The sequence below is a fragment of the Kitasatospora cathayae genome (genome assembly GCF_027627435.1).
GTDB lineage: Bacteria > Actinomycetota > Actinomycetes > Streptomycetales > Streptomycetaceae > Kitasatospora > Kitasatospora cathayae.
Window position 1 is genome coordinate 41149 of record NZ_CP115450.1, and the last position, 16837, is coordinate 57985.

The window sequence follows — 16837 nt, forward strand, 5'->3', positions numbered from 1 at the left end:
CTCTCACGCCACCGGTAGGGTACGCGGATCACGGACACGGAGAGGCGGTTCGCGCAGGTGGCGGTCGAGGCAGTGGCGCAGGCGCAGTTGGCGGGTGCGGCGCGGGCCGCTCTGGGCGGCGGGCGGCGGCTGGCCGCCGTGGAGCGGATGGCGGGCGGCAGCAAGAAGGGCGTGTACCGGCTGGTGATGGACGACGGGACGACGGCGATCGCCTACCGCTGGGCCGACGCCGAGAACTACTGGCCTGCCGCCGAGGGCGACGACGACCTCGCCGACCCGTTCTCCCCCGGCCTCGGACTCGACCTGTTCGAGGCGGCGCACGCACGGCTGGCCGGGCTGGGCGTCCGCGTCCCCGCGATCCGGCTGGTCGACCGTGCCGGTGGGTACGGTCCGGCCGACCTGGCGGTCGTCGAGGACGTTCCCGGCGAGAGCCTGGAGGCCCTGCTCGCGCGCGATCCGCGGGCCGCCGCCCCGGTGCTGGCGCGCCTCGGGGAGGCGCTGGAGGCGATGCGCGGCCACCGGGCGCCCGGGTACGGCAAGGTGGCCGTGATCGACGCGGGCGGCGCCTCGCACGGGACGTCCTGCGAGGGGGCCGTCCTGGACCGTGCCCTGCGGGACCTGGCCGAGGCGGCGGCGCGCGATCCCCGGGTGGCGGCCGCCCGGGAGCGGCTGGCGGAGCGGCTGCGGTCCCTGGCGGCAGCGGTGCGGCCGCGGGCGGAGTACGCCGTCGTGCACGGCGAGCTGGGGCCCGACCACGTCCTGGTGGACGCGGCAGGGCGGCCCGTGGTGATCGACCTCGAGGGCTCGATGTACTTCGACGTCGAGTGGGAGCACGTGTTCCTGCGGATCCGGCTGCACGACGCCTACCGGCCGTTGGAGCCGGCCGGGTTGGACGAGGACCGGCTCGCCCTCTACCTGCTGGCGCAGCGGCTCTCGCTGACGGCGGGGCCGCTGCGGCTGCTGGACGGGGACTTCCCCGACCGGGTGGCGATGGCGGGCATCGCCGAGTTCAACCTGAACCGGGCGCTGGACCTGGTTGGTTGAACAACGGTCCGGCGGGGCGCTGCCCGGGGACGACCTCTACGCCGCCCTCGCCCGCACCCAGCTCCTCACCGTCTGAGCGGGCCCCGCCGTCTGCGATCACGGCCGGATGCCGAGACCCTGCTGGCCGACCCCGAGCTGGAGGCCCTCCGGCTGCCCTGGGCACCCTGATCCACCCGGCCCCGGGACATGGCGGAAATCGTCACCTCCGTGTCCTTGCCGCCATCGGGACGCGCGGCCACGCTGGAGGGGTGAGCAGCCCGCGCATCGTCTTCGCCGTCTTCCCGGACTTCCAGCTCCTCGACCTGACCGGACCGCACGAGGTCTTCACCCAGGCTGGGTACCTGACCGGGGGCGTCGCGATCGAGACCGTGGCCGCCACGCCCGGCCCGGTGCCCGCCAGCAGCGGTCTCGCCGTCTCGCCGGCCCTGACGATCGAGGAGTTCGAGCGGGCCGACGCCCCGGTGGACACCCTGATCGCCGTCGGCGGCAACGGCGTCCTGCGGGCCTGCGAGGACCGTCGGTTCGTCGACTGGTTCGCCCGCACCGCCCGGCGCGCCCGCCGCACCGCCTCGGTCTGCAGCGGCGCCTTCCTGCTGGGCGCCGCCGGGCTCCTCGACGGGCGGCGCGCCGTCACCCACTGGTCGCGCTGCGCCCAGCTGGTCGAGCGCCACCCGCGGGTCACCGTCGATCCCGACCCGATCTTCGTGCGCGACGGCGACCTGTGGACCTCGGCCGGGATCACCGCGGGCATGGACCTCGCACTCGCCATGACCGAGGCCGACCACGGTCCGGAGGTCTCCCGCACGATCGCCCGCCGGCTGGTGATGTTCGTCCAACGCCCGGGCGGCCAGGCCCAGTTCAGTGCCCAGCTGGCCGCCCAACGGCCGGACCGGGCGCCGCTGCGGGACCTCCTCGACTGGATCGCCGACCACCCCGAAGCCGACCTCGGCGTCCCGACCCTGGCCACCCGCGCCGCCATGAGCGAACGGAACTTCACCCGGGTCTTCCGCGCGGAGACCGGCCGCACCCCCGCCGCCTACGTCGAGAGCGTCCGGATCGAGGCCGCCAAGCGCCTGCTGGAGACCACCCCGGCGACGCTCGACGCGGTGGCCCGCTCCTGCGGCTTCGGCACCGTCGAGACGCTGCACCGCAGCTTCCGACGCACGCTGCAAGTCACTCCCGGCGAGTACCGCAAGCGCTTCTCGGCCCATCCCTCCCTCGCCTGAAAGGCCTGCCCGTGCGCATCGTCATCCCGCTCTTCGACGGCGTCACCGCCCTCGACGCCGTCGGCCCGTACGAGGTCCTCCGCATGCTGCCGGAGGCCGAGGTCGTCTTCGCCGCCGCCGCTCCCGGCACCCACCGGGACGGCGCGGGCGCGCTCGGCCTCCTCGCCACGGCCTCCTTCCGGGACGTCACGGCGGCCGACGTCCTGCTGGTCCCCGGCGGCCCGGGCGCCCGGCGCGGCGTCACCGACGAGCCGCTGCTCGACTGGATCCGCCGCCTGCACGCGACGACCACCTGGACCACCTCCGTGTGCACCGGTTCCCTGCTGCTCGGCGCGGCCGGCCTGCTCGACGGGCTGACGGCCACCACCCACTGGAGCGCCGTCGACCTCCTGGAGTCGTACGGCGCCCGGTACACGGCCCGGCGGGTCGTGGAGCAGCCCGGCGGCATCATCACGGCCGCCGGGGTGTCCTCGGGCATCGACATGGCCCTGCGGCTGGCCGAGCTGATCGCGGGTCGGGTCGCCGCGGAGGCCTTCCAGCTCGCCATCGAGTACGACCCCCAGCCGCCCTTCGACTCGGGCTCGTACGCCAAGGCCTCCGACGAGGCGAAGGCCTACCTGGCGAACCGCCCGTAGCGCCGGGCGCGGGTCCAACGGATCAACGGCCGTCCGCGGTCCGGACGATTCCGCCGCCTGGCCGCTGGACCAACAGGCGCGGCTGTTGCTCCCGCGGTTTCTCCACCGGCCAGGCGGCGGGCCAGCGGGGAGGGCCGGATGGCGGACACGGCTCCCCCATCGGCCGGAAGGGCCGTGGCGCGCCGAGGAGTTCGCCCGTCGTCAGCGGTGCCAGGTGCGGATGGCGGTCGCCGGCTCCCGGATGTCGGGCGGGAACCGGTGGGCGAGGTCGAGCAGCCAGGCCCGGTCGATCCGCAGGATCACGCCGCGTCCGCCGTGCGGCCCCGGGTGCCGGCCGGGTACGGGCCGAACTCCGCCTCGAACGCGGGCCCCCAGGCCTGGGCGAAGTGGGCGGCGGCGGTCAGGAACCGCTCGCGCCGCTCGTCCGCCTCCTCCGCCAGCACCTTGCGCGCGTAGTCCGGCAGGCTCATCCCGGCGGCCTGCGCGCGCTGCTCCAGCGCCTCGTGCAGGGCGTCGTCCAGGCGGACGTTCAGCTGCTTCATGGCGGCGAGCGTAGCGGCCGGTAGCGCCCGCTACAAGGCGACCGTCGCCGGCACCACCGCACCCGGCGTCAAGCCCGTCCGCGTGCGCTCCTCACTGCCGCACTACGCGCCGTCCCGTGTCAGCCCTCCCGCTGCGAGGACTCGACGCGGACCTCCAGGGCGGGCCAGTGCGCCGCCCACCCGGCCAGCCGGTCCGGGTCCACCGGGCTCTGCGGGAGCAACGAGGCGTCCGGCCGGAAGGTCACGCAGGTACCGGTGGTGCCGTCGGGCTCGACCGGCTCGAGGCCGGTGACCGGGAGGCCGTGCTCGTAGCGCTGGGTCCAGGCCCCGTTGAGCCGCCGATTGGTGTGCAGCAGCCGGCTGCTGAGCGCCGCGACGACGGACACGCCCCGGCGCGGGTGCCCGTCCGGGAGGCGCTCCGCCTCGGGGTGGTCGAAGAAGCGCAGGTCCTTGGTCGCCATGACCGGCTTCTTGACCACCTCTCCGCGCTCGTCGACGCGGGTGTCGGTGCCCCGCCCGTCGTCCCGGACCGACACCGAGCCGTCGGCGTGCAGGGTGACGACGCATCGGCCCGCGCCGCGCGCGGCCGCCTCGTCGCCGGCATAGGCGAGCACCTCCAGCACGAGGTGCTCCACCCCGCCCGGCGCGAACCCCTCGGCGTCCGCGCGGATCCGGGCGAGGTGCTCGGCGTCCACGGTGGCGGCCCAGTCGTGGGTGGTGTTGGTCCAGGCAGCCCTGGCTGTTCCGTCCATCCGTCGAGTATGCCCCAGCGCTCACCCGCCGCCCGCCACCAGCTGGTCCCCCAATCCACTGCGGCGGTACAGGACTTGCCGCCCGTCCCGGGCCCGGACGACCAGGCCGGTGGCGTGCAGCACCCGCAACTGCTGGGAGACGGCGCTCGGGGTGACGCGCAGCCGCCGGGCCAGCTCGACGGTGGGCAGCGGCTCCTCCAGCAGCACGAGCAGGCGGGCGCGCGTAGCGCCGAGCAGGGTGGTGAGGGCGGTCGGGTCGGGGGTGGGCGGGGCTTCCCAGAGGGTCGCCACGCCGCGGCTGGGATAGACCAGGCGGGGCGGCACGTCAGGGCTCACCGGGGGTGCGGGCTTGTGGGCGAACACGGACGGCAGGAGCAGCAACCCCCGGCCGGAGGCGGCGACCCGGTGGTGGCTGATCATCCGGTCGACGTGCAGCACACCGTCCTCCCAGCGCAGGTCGGGGTGCATGTCGGCGAACAGCAACCGAGCGCCGCCGAGGGCGAGTTGGCGGGCGCGGTAGGTCATGTCCGCCTCCAGCACCAGCCGCATCCGCGGCCACAGCGGCTCGATCGCCACCGCCCAGTAGCGGCGCAGCAGTTCGCAGATCGCGTCGCGCAGCCCGAGGACCGCCGCGTCCTCCTCGGCGAGCGCGTCGCCCAGCGCCTCCGGCAGGGCGTCGGGCGCGTGGGCGAGCCGCAGGTCGTGCCGTACCTCGGCCGCCGACGCCCGCCGGACCACGGCGAGTTCCTCCTCGAAGGCCGGCGCGAAGCCGCCGGCCGCCGGGGTGAGGAAGTCGGGCAGGGTGCGTCTGCGCGCCACCAGGGACATCAGCAGTCCGGTGTCCAGCCCGCCGAGCCGGCCGAGCACCGAGCGCCGCCAGGGCAGGTGCAGCGCGGACAGCCCCGGATCCTGGAGCACCCGCAGGCTGAGCACGACCTCGTGCAGCGGGGAGAGCGCGAAGCGGGTGTCGGCGAGGTCCTCGACGTCGAGCTCGAAGCTGATCATTAAGCCCCAGGCTACATTCCTTGGCCGGGACCGGGCGCTGCCGTGCACTTCCCGCATGACCTCCAGCAGCCCGCACCCGACGCCCCGACGGCACCCGACGACCCCCGGAATCACCCCCCTGCTCGCCGTCACCTGCGCCGTGGCGGTCGGCAACCTCTACTTCCCACAGGCCCTCGTCCCGCTGATCGCCACCGGCCTGCACATGCCGCCGGACGCGGCCGCCACCGTGGTGACCGCCACCCAACTCGGCTACACCGCCGGGATCGTCCTGCTGGTGCCGCTCGGCGACCGGCTCCCCAACCGGCCGCTCCTGGTCGCCCTGCTGGGCCTCACCGGGCTCGCCCTGCTCACCGCCGGCTGCGCCCCGGCGCTGCCCGTGCTGGTCGCGGCGAGCGCGGCGGTCGGCCTGACCACCGTCGCCGCGCAGGTGGTCGGCCCGCTGGCGGCCGGACTGACCGCCCCGGACCGTCAAGGGGCGGTGATCGGCGTCCTGTTGAGCGGCTCGACCGCCGGCATGCTGCTGGCCCGCACCTTCAGCGGCACCCTCGGCAGCTGGCTGGGCTGGCGGGCCCCCTACCTGGTCGCCGCCACCGCGGCCCTGCTCCTCGCCGCCGTCCTGGCGGTCGCCGTCCCGACGACCATCCCCACCTCCCGCCGGCCGTACCCGGCCCTGCTGCTCGAACCGCTGCGGCTGCTGCGCACCGAGCCCGAACTGCGCCGCTCCAGCCTCTACCAGGCGACCGTCTTCGCCGGGTTCTCCGCCGTCTGGACCACCCTGGCCCTGCTCCTGACCGGCCCGGCCTACCGGCTGGGCACTCCGGCCGTGGGCCTGCTCGCCCTGGTCGGCGCGGCCACCGTGTGCTGCACCCCGTACGCGGGCCGCCTGGTGGACCGCCACGGTCCGGACCCGGTGAACCTGGTCTGCCTCCTCGGGGCGCTCGCCTCCGCCGCCGTACTGCTCCCGGGTGCCGCGGGCGGCCCGCTCGGGCTGGCCGCGCTGGTGCTCGGCACGCTGCTGCTGGACGTGGCGATGCAGTGCGGCATGGTGGCCAGCCAGGCCCGGGTCTACGCCGTCCGCCCGGAGGCCCTGGGCCGTCTCAAGACCGCGTACATGACCTGCGCCTACCTGGGCGGCAGCGCGGGCTCCTGGCTCGGCGTCCGGATCTGGGTGCTGGCCGGCTGGTGGGGCGTGTGCACACTGCTCGCCCTCCTGGCCACGCTCGCCCTGGCCCGCCACCTGCTGGCCACCCGTACCACCGCACGGGCCACCACCCTCAGCCGGTGACCAGCCGGCGGCCGCTGATCTCCGTGGGGCGGATCCGCACCCAGCGGGGCCGGTCACCGCCGGCCCACGGGGCCGCGCCGGGCAGGCCGTCGAGGCGGCGGCGCTCCTCCGGGTCGTCCACGTACCGGGCCGTGCCGACGGCGAGCACGCTCCAGCCGCGGCCCTGGAACTCGTCGATGCGGTCGACCTCCAGGGACACCTCCGCCCCCTCGTCCGGGGCGGTGCCGGCGCGGTCGCCGGTGCGGTAGGCGAAGGAGGAGCGGTCGACCACGTAGTTGACGGGGTACACGGCCGGGCCGGGCCGCACCGGCAGGGCGATCCGGCCGATCCCGTGCGAGCCGACCAGCTTCCAGCACTCGGCGTCGGAGAGGTTGAGCAGTCGCGGTCGCGGGCCGGGCCCGCCGCGGCCGGGCGGGGCGTCGGGGCCGTCCTCCAGGAGTTCGTCCCGGGTCGCGCCGAGCGCGGCGGCGATCCGGACGAAGCCGCCGGGGTCGAAGGCGGGCCCGGCTTCGAGCAGGTGGCCCAGGTAGCGCGGCGCCATCGCCGCCCGGCGGGCCAGGTCCTCCTCGCTGAGACCGAGTCGCTCGCGCCGTTCGGCGACCCGGCGGGCCACGGCGGTGGGGTCGGGATCGGACGTGTGGTTCACGGTGGTGGCTCCTCGGCTCGCCCCAAGGGCCACCGGACCGGCATCCGGGCGGTGACCAGGCCCGATCCATCCAAGCGTCCGGCGATCGCCAAGTCGAGGAACGGCAGGGCCCCGTGCGTGTCGGCACACCCCTCACGGCCTGCGCCCGACCCGACCTTGATCCCTCATCACCCGCCTGCGATCATCCCCCTGACGCGGAATCAGGTCCGCGTCGTGAGCGGGGACGAGGAGACAGATCCGTGATCGTCGTGACGGGTGCCACCGGTACGGTCGGTTCCAAGGTGGTCGTGGGGCTGCGCGAGCGCGGCCAGGCGGTGCGGGCGCTGGTGCGCGCCGGGTCCGAGGGCCAGGCGGAGTGGGACGAGGCGGTCGAGCGGGTCGCCGCCGACTTCGCCGACCCGGCGTCGCTGGACGCCGCCCTCGCCGGCGCCGACACCATCTACCTGCTGGTCGCCGTGCACCCGGAGATGGCCCAGCACGAGAAGAACGTGATCGGCGCCGCCGTCCGCACCGGCCGCCGCCCGCGGATCGTGCTGCACGCGGCCGCCGGGGTCGAGTACCGGCCGGAGGGCGTGCGCTTCGTCGGCGCGCACATCGCGGGCCTGGACCACCTGAAGGCCTCCGGCCTGCCGTGGTCGGTGCTCGGCCCGAACGGCTTCTACCAGAACTTCCTCGGCACGGCCCCGACCGTCAAGGCCGGCAGCCTGGCCGTGCCGGGCGGCGAGGGCGCGGTGTCGTACGTGGACGCCCGGGACGTCGCGGCGGCCGCCGTCGAGGTGCTGGCGACCGAGGGGCACGAGGGCGCGGTCTACACCCTGACCGGCCCGGCGGCGCTCACCCACGGGGACCTGGCCGAGCAGCTGGCGGCCGTCGCCGGCCATCCGGTCACGTACACCGCGCTCACCCCCGAGGTGGCCCTGAACGGCCTGCTCGGCATGGGCTGGGAGCCGTGGCGCGCCGAGGGCATGGTCGAGCTGTACGGGCTTTACGCGGCCGGGCAGGCCTCGGCGGTCAGCTCGGACGTGGAGAAGCTGACCGGCCGCCCGCCGCGCACCTTCGCCGAGTTCGCGGCCGAGCACGCCGAGGTCTTCCGCGGCTGAGCCGGCGCCGGGGGCGCGCCGGCGCGGGACCCCAGCGGCGCGCCCCCGGTCCCCCGCCCCCGCGGGGCCGTCGACGATGCGTCAAGATCCCCCTGCGCACGCCTTACCGTCCCGCCCGGCCGGGCGCATACTGTGCTGCGCGCGGCGAGCATCAGGCGACAGGGCCATCCCGGACCCGGCCCGGCTGCGCCGCGACGGGGAGAAGGTAGAACAGGCGTGGCGGTACTCGTGGTCGTCGTGGTGGTCGTCCTGCTGTGGCTGATGACCGGCGTGCGGGTGGTGCAGCAGTACGAGCGCGGCGTGGTGTTCCGGCTCGGCAAGGTGCGCGGGAAGGTCCGCGAGCCGGGCCTGACGCTGCTGGTGCCGATGCTCGACCGGATGCGCAAGGTGAACGTCCAGGTGGTCACGATGCCGGTGCCCGCGCAGGAGGGCATCACCAAGGACAACGTCTCGGTGAGCGTGGACGCGGTGCTGTACTTCCGCGTGGTCGAGCCGATCAAGGCCACCGTGGACGTGCAGAACTACGGCTTCGCCATGCTGCAGGTCGCCCAGACCTCGCTCCGCTCGATCATCGGCAAGAGCGAGCTGGACGACCTGCTGTCCGGGCGGGAGCACCTGCACGAGGGCCTGGAGGTCATGCTGGAGAGCCCGGCGGCGGGCTGGGGCGTGCACATCGACCGGGTGGAGATCAAGGACGTCAGCCTGCCCGACTCGATGAAGCGCTCGATGGCCCGTCAGGCCGAGGCCGACCGCGAGCGCCGGGCCCGGATCATCACGGCGGACGGCGAGTTCCAGGCGGCCGCCAAGCTCGCCGAGGCGGCGACCAAGATGGCCGAGACCCCGGCGGCGATGCAGCTGCGCATGCTGCAGACCGTGGTCGAGGTCGCGGCGGAGAAGAACTCGACGTTGGTGCTGCCGTTCCCGGTGGAGCTGCTGCGCTTCTTCGAGGCCTCCACGGCCCGGCTCACCGAGGGAGCGGCCGCAGCGGCCCCCACCGTCCCGGCGCAGGCGGCCGAAGCCGACGGCGACTGACGTCGGGCGCAGCTGACGTCGGGCGCAGCTGACGCCCACTCGGCCGGCCCGGGAAGGTTCCCGGGCCGGCCATAGGCCCGCTCTATGACCTCATAGATCAGCACCGACTACACCTCCGTACGAACCGCGGGTTGGCTGCGAGGGTCCGGACCCATCACCTCCCACTGCGCCCGACCGGAGGATCCGCCAGCATGACCCGCCCGATCCGAGTCGCCATCGTCGGAGCCGGCCCCGCCGGCATCTACGCCGCCGACGCCCTGCTGAAATCCGATGCCGCACAGGCGCCCGGCGTCTCGATCGACCTGTTCGAACGGATGCCCGCCCCGTTCGGCCTGATCCGCTACGGCGTGGCCCCCGACCACCCGCGGATCAAGGGCATCGTCACCGCCCTGCACCAGGTGCTCGACAAGCCCCAGGTCCGCCTGTTCGGCAACGTCGACTACCCGTCCGACCTCGCCCTGGACGACCTGCACCGCTACTACGACGCCGTGGTCTTCGCCACCGGCGCGATGGCCGACCGCTCGCTCGGCCTGCCGGGCATCGACCTGGACGGCTCCTACGGCGCCGCCGACTTCGTCTCCTGGTACGACGGCCACCCGGACGTGCCCCGTACCTGGCCGCTGGAGGCCGAGAAGGTCGCCGTCCTCGGCGTCGGCAACGTCGCCCTGGACGTGGCCCGGATCCTCGCCAAGACCGCCGACGAGCTGCTGCCCACCGAGATCCCGCCGAACGTGTACGAGGGCCTGGGCCGCAACCGCGCCGTCGAGGTGCACGTCTTCGGCCGCCGGGGCCCGGCCCAGGCCAAGTTCAGCCCGATGGAGCTGCGCGAGCTGGACCACTCGCCCACCATCGAGGTGATCGTCAACCCGGAGGACATCGAGTACGACGAGGGCTCGATCGCCGAGCGCCGCGCCGTCAAGCACGTCGACCTGGTCGCCGCCACCATCGAGAACTGGGCGATCCGCGACGTCGGCGACCGACCCCACCGGGTGTACCTGCACTTCTTCGAGTCCCCGGTCGAGGTCCTCGGCGAGGACGGCCGGGTGGTCGGCCTGCGCACCGAGCGCACCGAGCTGGACGGCACCGGCAACGTGCGCGGCACCGGCCGGCACACCGACTGGGACGTCCAGGCGGTCTACCGGGCCGTCGGCTACTACTCCGACGAGCTGCCGAAGCTGCCGTTCGACCCGGTCTCCGGCACCGTCCCGCACCGGGCCGGCCGCGTCCTGGACGGCGACGGCTCCCGCCTGCCCGCCGTCTACGTCACCGGCTGGATCAAGCGCGGCCCGGTCGGCCTGATCGGCCACACCAAGGGCGACGCCAACGAAACCGTCGCCTGCCTGCTGGACGACCACGCCACCGGCCGGCTGCCCGGCGCCGCCGAGCCCGACCCCGCGGCGGTCGAGGAGCACCTGCGCGCCCGCGGCGTCCGCTACACCACCTGGGACGGCTGGAAGCGGCTGGACGCCCACGAGCGTGCCCTGGGCCAGGCCCAGGACCGCGAGCGGGTCAAGGTCGTCGAGCGCGAGGACATGCTCCGCCGCAGCGGGGCGTGAATCCTACGAACGGCGGACGATCGGCAGCAGCACCTCGTCGACGATCGCCGCCGGGTCGAGTTCGACGGTGCCCCCGCCGCACATCTTGATCCGGTACAGCATCAGCGCCGGCACCACGTCGGTGACCATCGGGGTGACCGCCCCGGGACGGACCTCGCCCCGGGCGGCGCCCCGGTCGAGCACCTCGGCGATCAGCCCGGTGGTGGGTTCGACCACCCGCTCCAGCACCAGTTCCAGGAAGGCGTGGGCGCGCTGGTGGTCGATCTCGCTCATGATCGCGCGGACGGCGGCGCCGAGTTCGCTGAACATCGCGGTGCGCAGCCCGGTCACCACCGCCAGGAGGTCCCCGCGCAGCCTGCCGGTGTCGGGGGCCGGTCCGGCCGGCGGCAGGCTGGCCCGCAGCGCGTCCATGACCAGCTCCTCCTTGGAGGACCAGCGCCGGTAGAGGGCGGCCTTGCCGGTCTGCGCGGCGGCGGCCACGCCCTCCATGGTGAGCCGCGCGTAGCCGTCGGTGGTGAGCTGCTGGAGGGCCGCGCCGTAGATGGCGCTCTCCAGGGCCTCCCCGCGCCGGCGGACCGGGGCGGCCGTCGCCGCCGCCCGCTCGGTGCCACCCTCGGCAGTTCGGGCTTCCGCGGACATGGCTGCACACCTTCCGGGGGTTCCTTGTTCACCAGGCCTTACCGCCAATGTTAGTGAACGAACCCGTTCCCTCCCAAGCACCCGTGCCGCCCAGCCTACGCAGACCCCGGGCAGCCATCGATCCGTGCCGCACCCCACCCGCTCGCCGCAGCAGGCCCCCGTCAACCAGCTCCCGGGGCATCAGCCCGTGATCGGCGGGTTCGGCCGGGTCAGACCGCGGTCGTAGGCGAAGATCACCGCCTGCACCCGGTCCCGGGCGCCGATCTTCGCCAGCACCCGGCTCACATGGGTCTTGACCGTCGATTCGGCCAGCACCAGCCGCTGGGCGATCTCGCTGTTGGTCCAGCCCTGCGCGATGGCCACCAGGATCTCCCGCTCGCGCTCGGTCAGCGCCTCCAGCCGGGGGTCCTCGACGGGCGTCGCGCCGGGCGGGCGGACCGGCAGGTGGTGGGCGTAGGCGTCGAGCAGCCGCCGGGTGATGGCGGGGGCCACCACGGCGTCGCCCTCGGCGACCGCGCGGATGCCGGCGAGCAGTTCCTCTGGGCGGGCGTCCTTGAGCAGGAAGCCGCTGGCCCCGGCGCGCAGCGCGGCGTGCGCGTACTCGTCCAGGTCGAAGGTGGTGAGCACCAGGATCCGCGAGCGTCCGCCGGTGGCGACGATCCGGCGGGTGGCCTCGATGCCGTCCATGCCGGGCATCCGGATGTCCATCAGGACGACGTCCGGCCGCAGGTCGGCGGTCAGCCGGACGGCCTCCGCACCGTGGGCGGCCTCGCCGACCACCTCGGTGTCGGGCTGGCTCTCGAGCAGCATCCGGAAGCCGTAGCGCTGCAGTGGCTGGTCGTCCACGATGAGGACGGTGGTCACGGGTGGCCGCCTGTCGGGTCGGGAGTGAGGTCCAGTACGGCCTCCACGGTCCATCCTGCCCCAGGGCCGGGGCCCGCCGTGACGGTGCCGCCGTACAGGGCCGCGCGTTCGCGCATCCCGGCCAGGCCGTGCCCCTCGCCGTCCGGCCGCACCGGTCGGCGGACGCCGTCGGGCGGGCCGCCGTCCTGGACCCGCACCCGCAGCCGGGTGGCGTCGGCGGTCAGGGTCACGTGCGCCCGGGTGTCGGAGCCGGCGTGCTTGAGGGTGTTGGTGAGCGCCTCCTGGACGATCCGGTAGGCCATCAGCTGGACGCCGCGGTCCAGCTGGTCCAGGTCGCCGCCGACGGTGTACACGATCTGGGGTCCGGCGGCGCGGATCCGGGCGCACAGCCCGTCGAGGTCGGCGATGCCGGGCTGCGGGTTGAACTCGGCGGCCTGGTCGGCCTGGTCGCGCAGCACGCCGAGCATCCGGCGCAGTTCGCCGAGCGCCTGGCGACTGGCCTCGCCGATCAGCTGCAGCGCCTCCCGGCCGCGTTCGGGGGAGGCCTGGGCCGCGTAGGCGCCGCCGTCGGCCAGGGTGACGATGACGGACAGGTTGTGGCCGATGATGTCGTGCATCTCCCGGGCCACCCGGGTGCGTTCGGTGGCGGTGGCCAGCCGGCTGCGCTGGTCGCGCTCGATCTCCAGCCGGGCGGCGCGCTCGCGCAGCCCGGCCAGCTGGGCCCGGCGGATGCGCACCGCGATGCCGAGGGCGACGCCTGCGGTGGCGGCGCTGACCAGGAAGAACAGGGCGTCCCCGACCGGCAGCCCGCCCCCGGAGACCTCCACCGCGACCAGGCCCATCGCACCGACCATCACCACGCAGGACCAGGCCAGGTGCCGCAGCCGGCCGTGCAGGGCCAGGCTGTACAGCGCCACCAGCAGGGCGACGTCGGCGCGCAGGGCCACGCCCAGCGACCACTGCAGCACGAACACCGCCATGATCGCCGCGAAGGCCCCGGTGGGCCGCCGCCGGCGCCACAGCAGCGGCAGCACCAGCCCCGCCTGCAGGGCGAGGGTGCCCGGCAGCGGCGGGCGGACGAAGTTGAGCCGGTGCTCGTGCGGGCCGCCCTCACCGTGGCCCGGGAAGAGGTCGGGCAGGCAGAACATCAGGAAGACCATGGCCACCACGGCGGTGTCCAGCACCCAGGGGTGGTCGCGGTCCGCCTCGCGCAGCCGCTGGCCGACCCGGGCCAGCCGGGCGAACAGCGGGTGCCCGGACAGCGCGTCGGTGGCCGCGAACGGGCCGGCGGAGGTGGTCTGGTCCTCGCTCACCGGTGGGTCTCCTGACGGTCGTGAAAGCAGTGCGGTGCCGCGTGGAAAGCAGTGCGGTGCGGCGCCGGTCCCCTCCGGCGCCGCACCGCGAGTGTGCCAGGCGGCTGTCCGCTCGGGCTCAGGCGTCGGTGCGCAGCAGCCGTACGGCGGCGCCGCCCAGCGCGAGCACCGTCCAGCCGAGGAAGACCAGCAGGCCGGCCGTCGGCGAGAGCAAGGTCGAGTCGTGGTGCAGGGTGAACATCGCCTCACCGGCGTGGCTGGGCAGGTAGGGGCTGATGTGGCTCTGCCAGGAGGTGGGCAGCAGCGAGGTCAGCCCGGGAATCAGCATCAGCGAGGCGACCAGGACGGCGATGCCGCCGGCCACCGAGCGCAGCAACGCGCCGAGGGCGACGCCGATCACGCCGACCAGGCCGAGGTAGAGCCCGGCCCCGAGCAGGCCGCGCACCACGCCGGCGTCGGAGAAGGTCATCGCCGCCTTGGTGCTGGACAGGATGCCGCTGTCGGCCGAAAAGGCGACGAACACCCCGACGGTGCCCAGCACCAGGGCGATCAGGCCGTACACGGCGGCCTTGGACCACAGCACCGGCAGGCGGCGCGGCACGGCGGCCAGGGTGGAGCGGATCATGCCGGTCGAGTACTCGCCGGCCGCGACCAGGACCCCGAGGACGCCGAGCGCCAGCTGGGCGAAGTTGGTGCCGAACAGGGAGAGGCTGAGCGTGGTCGCGGCGGCGAAGTCCCGGTCCATCGGGCGGCCGGAGGTGATCCGCGACTTGAACTGGAAGGCGGCGATCAGGCCGAAGGCGACCAGGAACAGCAGGGCCAGGCCGAGGGTGATCCAGGTGGAGCGCAGCGACCACAGCTTGGCCCACTCCGAGCGCAGCACGCGCGCGGCCGTCACCTTGTAGGCGGGACGGGCGGGGCGCAGCTCGGCGGGCGTGGACGGCTGACTGGGGGCGATCGTGCTCATGCCGCGCTCCTCGTGGTCTCGGTGCTCTCGGTGGTGGTCGTGGTGCCGTGGTACTCGACGGCGTCCCGGGTGAGGTCCATGAACGCCTCCTCCAGGGAGACCGTGCGGGGGGTCAGCTCGAACACGGCGATGCCGTGCTCGGCGGCGGTGAGCCCGATCTCGCGGGCCGTCCGGCCGGTGACCAGCAGCTCCTCCGAGCCGGTGCGGCCGGTGATCTCCACGCCCGGTCCGGCGAGCAGCGAGCGCAGCCGACTCGGGTCGGCGCTGGCCACCTTGACGACGTCGCCGCCGGCCTGCTGGACCAGCTCCTGGACGGTGGTGTCGGCCAGCAGCTTGCCGCGTCCGACGATGATCAGGTGGTCGGCGACCAGCGAGACCTCGCTCATCAGGTGCGAGGAGACGAAGACCGTCCGACCCTCGGCGGCGAGCGAGGTGAGCAGGTTGCGGATCCACAGCACGCCCTCGGGGTCGAGCCCGTTGACCGGCTCGTCCAGCATCACCGTGGCCGGGTCGCCCAGCAGGGCGGCCGCGATGCCGAGCCGCTGCCCCATGCCGAGCGAGAACGCCCCGGCGCGCTTGCGGGCCACCGACTGCAGGCCGGTCAGCTCGATGACCTCGTCGACCCGGCGGCGCGGGATGCCGTGGGTGTGGGCCTGGGCCATCAGGTGGTTGAACGCCGAACGGCCGGGGTGGATCGACTTGGCCTCCAGCAGCGCGCCGACCTCCTGCAGCGGCGCGGCGTGCTCGGCGTACCGGCGGCCGTTGACGCGCACCGAGCCGCTGGTGGGCGCGTCCAGTCCGACGATCATCCGCATGGTGGTCGACTTGCCGGCCCCGTTGGGCCCGAGGAACCCGGTCACCGCTCCCGGCCGGACCGTGAAGTCCAGCCCGTCCACGGCGGTCTTCTCGCCGTACCGCTTCGTCAGCTGGTGCGCCTCGATCATCGCTCGCCCTTACGCTCAGGGGCCGGGCCCTCCCGGCCGCCCACGGCTCCACGCTAAGGGCGGGCGGTGCCCGGAACCGTGGCACCGCGGGCTGATCATCGGGCCGTCCGTAGTACCGCGGTACCACGCCCTCGCCTACCCGAGGCAAAACCGGTTTCGCTGCCGCCGCCGTCTGGTCGAGGATGGCGGCATGGACGAGCGGACCGTGACCCTGCGTCAGATGACCCCGGCCGAGTACCAGGCGGCCACCGAGACCCGCGAGGCCGAGACGGTGCGCGAACTCGCCAAACTCATGCCCGAGGAACTCGCCTTGGAGCGCACCCGCCAGGGCACCGCCAGGTTCCTCCCGGACGGCCTCGCCACCGCCGGCCACCACCTGGTGGTGGCCGAGAACGCGTCGGGCGAGACCGTCGGCACCGCCTGGATCGGCCCCGACCCCCGCGCCGAGGCCGGCACCTCCACCTCCGCCTGGCTCTACCACATCCACGTCCTCCCGCCGTTCCGCCGTCAGGGGTACGGCACGGCCGTCCTCGCCGCCGCCGAGCGGCTCGTCGCCCGCGAGGACATGACGGCGCTCGCGCTGAACGTCTTCGGCGGCAACGAGGCCGCCATCGCCCTGTACCGCCGCAGCGGCTACGGCGTGTCGTCGATGTACCTGAGCAAGGAGGTCCGGGCGTGACGGACCGCTGTGAGGAGTGCGGGGCGCCGGGGTGCGAGGAACTGTTCCACCGGCTGCTCGCGCTGGACCACTCGCGGGCGGAGCCGTGGGGGCCGCTGCACGGGGTGTCGGTGGCCTGCTTCCTGCTGCAGCACCCGAGCCGGCTGGCCGTCGGCGGCGGGGCCCGGGCACGGGCGTTCCTGCGGGCGTACCTCGACGGCGGGCTGCCGGCGGTGAACGGGCTGGTCGGGCGGGCCCGGGCGGCGAACTCGCACCGGGTGAGGGGCCGGGCGCCGCGGCCCGCGGCGGTCGCGCCGGGGACGGGGACGGAGACGGGGACGGGGGCGGGGGCGGGGGCGCCGCGGAGCGGGTTCGCGGTCACGATCGCGGAGGTCGGCCAGGACAGGACCTTCCCGGCTGCGGGGTTCCCGGAGCGGGTGCGGGCCTGGGCGGCGGCCACCCTCGAGGGATGGGGGCCGGACAGCGCGTAGTCGGCGGCCGGCACCGGGACGGGACCGTGGTCCCATGCGCATGGGGCGGGCACGCGGTGCCATGGAGGGGCGGGTCGACCGGCCTGCGCAATCCCCCTGGAGGACACCATGAGCGCCAGATCGGCCACCCCGGTGGCG

At 74.7% G+C, this 16837-nt stretch carries 18 protein-coding genes; 9 read left to right on the forward strand and 9 right to left on the reverse strand.

Annotation, left to right across the window (positions count from 1 at the left end):
• The first annotated feature begins 57 nt into the window (after positions 1-57).
• The 3 genes from O1G21_RS00255 (at position 58) to O1G21_RS00265 (ending at position 2905) form a co-directional block, all read left to right on the forward strand.
• A complete protein-coding gene (locus tag O1G21_RS00255) occupies positions 58-1044 on the forward strand; it encodes a phosphotransferase family protein (RefSeq protein WP_405000563.1) in 987 nt (328 codons plus the stop codon).
• Positions 1045-1292: 248 nt separating this feature from the next.
• Entirely contained in the window at positions 1293-2270 is a 978-nt protein-coding gene (locus tag O1G21_RS00260) for a GlxA family transcriptional regulator (protein ID WP_270139654.1), read from the forward strand.
• 11 nt (positions 2271-2281) lie between these two features.
• Entirely contained in the window at positions 2282-2905 is a 624-nt protein-coding gene (locus O1G21_RS00265) for a DJ-1/PfpI family protein (RefSeq protein WP_270139656.1), read from the forward strand.
• A gap of 299 nt (positions 2906-3204) precedes the next feature.
• Here the strand turns inward: O1G21_RS00265 and O1G21_RS00270 are convergent, their stop codons facing one another.
• From O1G21_RS00270 to O1G21_RS00280, 3 genes are all read right to left on the reverse strand, one after another.
• On the reverse strand, positions 3205-3447 hold the full coding sequence (locus O1G21_RS00270; RefSeq protein ID WP_270139658.1) for a FitA-like ribbon-helix-helix domain-containing protein: 243 nt from the start codon (positions 3445-3447) through the stop codon (positions 3205-3207).
• A gap of 119 nt (positions 3448-3566) precedes the next feature.
• Positions 3567-4199 carry an ATP-binding protein gene (locus tag O1G21_RS00275; RefSeq protein ID WP_270139659.1) on the reverse strand — a complete coding sequence of 211 codons (633 nt, stop codon included), beginning with the start codon at positions 4197-4199 and terminating at the stop codon, positions 3567-3569.
• Between the two features lie 21 nt (positions 4200-4220).
• Positions 4221-5204 carry an ArsR/SmtB family transcription factor gene (locus O1G21_RS00280; protein WP_270139661.1) on the reverse strand — a complete coding sequence of 328 codons (984 nt, stop codon included), beginning with the start codon at positions 5202-5204 and terminating at the stop codon, positions 4221-4223.
• A 55-nt stretch (positions 5205-5259) separates the two neighbouring features.
• Here O1G21_RS00280 and O1G21_RS00285 point away from each other — a divergent pair, with 55 nt between their 5' ends.
• Positions 5260-6489, forward strand: coding sequence for an MFS transporter (locus tag O1G21_RS00285; RefSeq protein WP_270139663.1), 1230 nt, complete (start codon positions 5260-5262; stop codon positions 6487-6489).
• On the opposite strand, the gene O1G21_RS00290 is transcribed toward O1G21_RS00285, so the two are convergent.
• Positions 6479-7135 carry a pyridoxamine 5'-phosphate oxidase family protein gene (locus tag O1G21_RS00290; protein WP_270139665.1) on the reverse strand — a complete coding sequence of 219 codons (657 nt, stop codon included), beginning with the start codon at positions 7133-7135 and terminating at the stop codon, positions 6479-6481. The genes O1G21_RS00285 and O1G21_RS00290 overlap by 11 nt on opposite strands.
• 239 nt (positions 7136-7374) lie before the next feature.
• Between O1G21_RS00290 and O1G21_RS00295 the strand changes: the two genes are divergently transcribed.
• From O1G21_RS00295 to O1G21_RS00305, 3 genes are all read left to right on the forward strand, one after another.
• Positions 7375-8235, forward strand: a complete 861-nt coding sequence (locus O1G21_RS00295) for an NmrA family NAD(P)-binding protein (protein ID WP_270139666.1) — start codon at positions 7375-7377, stop codon at positions 8233-8235.
• Between the two features lie 261 nt (positions 8236-8496).
• Entirely contained in the window at positions 8497-9267 is a 771-nt protein-coding gene (locus O1G21_RS00300) for a slipin family protein (RefSeq protein WP_270150730.1), read from the forward strand.
• Positions 9268-9458: 191 nt separating this feature from the next.
• Positions 9459-10823: an FAD-dependent oxidoreductase gene (locus O1G21_RS00305; RefSeq protein ID WP_270139668.1), complete on the forward strand. Its 1365-nt coding sequence runs from the start codon at positions 9459-9461 to the stop codon at positions 10821-10823.
• 3 nt (positions 10824-10826) lie between these two features.
• On the opposite strand, the gene O1G21_RS00310 is transcribed toward O1G21_RS00305, so the two are convergent.
• From O1G21_RS00310 to O1G21_RS00330, 5 genes are all read right to left on the reverse strand, one after another.
• A complete protein-coding gene (locus O1G21_RS00310; RefSeq protein WP_270139670.1) occupies positions 10827-11462 on the reverse strand; it encodes a TetR-like C-terminal domain-containing protein in 636 nt (211 codons plus the stop codon).
• A 180-nt stretch (positions 11463-11642) separates the two neighbouring features.
• A complete protein-coding gene (locus tag O1G21_RS00315; RefSeq protein WP_270139672.1) occupies positions 11643-12326 on the reverse strand; it encodes a response regulator in 684 nt (227 codons plus the stop codon).
• Entirely contained in the window at positions 12323-13639 is a 1317-nt protein-coding gene (locus O1G21_RS00320) for a sensor histidine kinase (RefSeq protein WP_270139674.1), read from the reverse strand. Before O1G21_RS00320 ends, O1G21_RS00315 begins: the two co-directional genes overlap by 4 nt.
• 118 nt (positions 13640-13757) lie before the next feature.
• Positions 13758-14606 (reverse strand): ABC transporter permease, encoded by an 849-nt coding sequence (locus O1G21_RS00325; protein WP_270139676.1) that lies wholly within the window; start codon positions 14604-14606, stop codon positions 13758-13760.
• On the reverse strand, positions 14603-15550 hold the full coding sequence (locus O1G21_RS00330; protein ID WP_270139678.1) for an ABC transporter ATP-binding protein: 948 nt from the start codon (positions 15548-15550) through the stop codon (positions 14603-14605). The genes O1G21_RS00325 and O1G21_RS00330 overlap by 4 nt, the downstream gene beginning before the upstream one ends.
• A 190-nt stretch (positions 15551-15740) precedes the next feature.
• On the opposite strand from O1G21_RS00330, the gene O1G21_RS00335 reads away from it, so the two are divergent.
• Positions 15741-16229, forward strand: a complete 489-nt coding sequence (locus O1G21_RS00335; RefSeq protein WP_270139680.1) for a GNAT family N-acetyltransferase — start codon at positions 15741-15743, stop codon at positions 16227-16229.
• Entirely contained in the window at positions 16226-16699 is a 474-nt protein-coding gene (locus O1G21_RS00340; RefSeq protein WP_270139682.1) for a DUF5946 family protein, read from the forward strand. The genes O1G21_RS00335 and O1G21_RS00340 overlap by 4 nt, the downstream gene beginning before the upstream one ends.
• Positions 16700-16837: the final 138 nt, after the last annotated feature.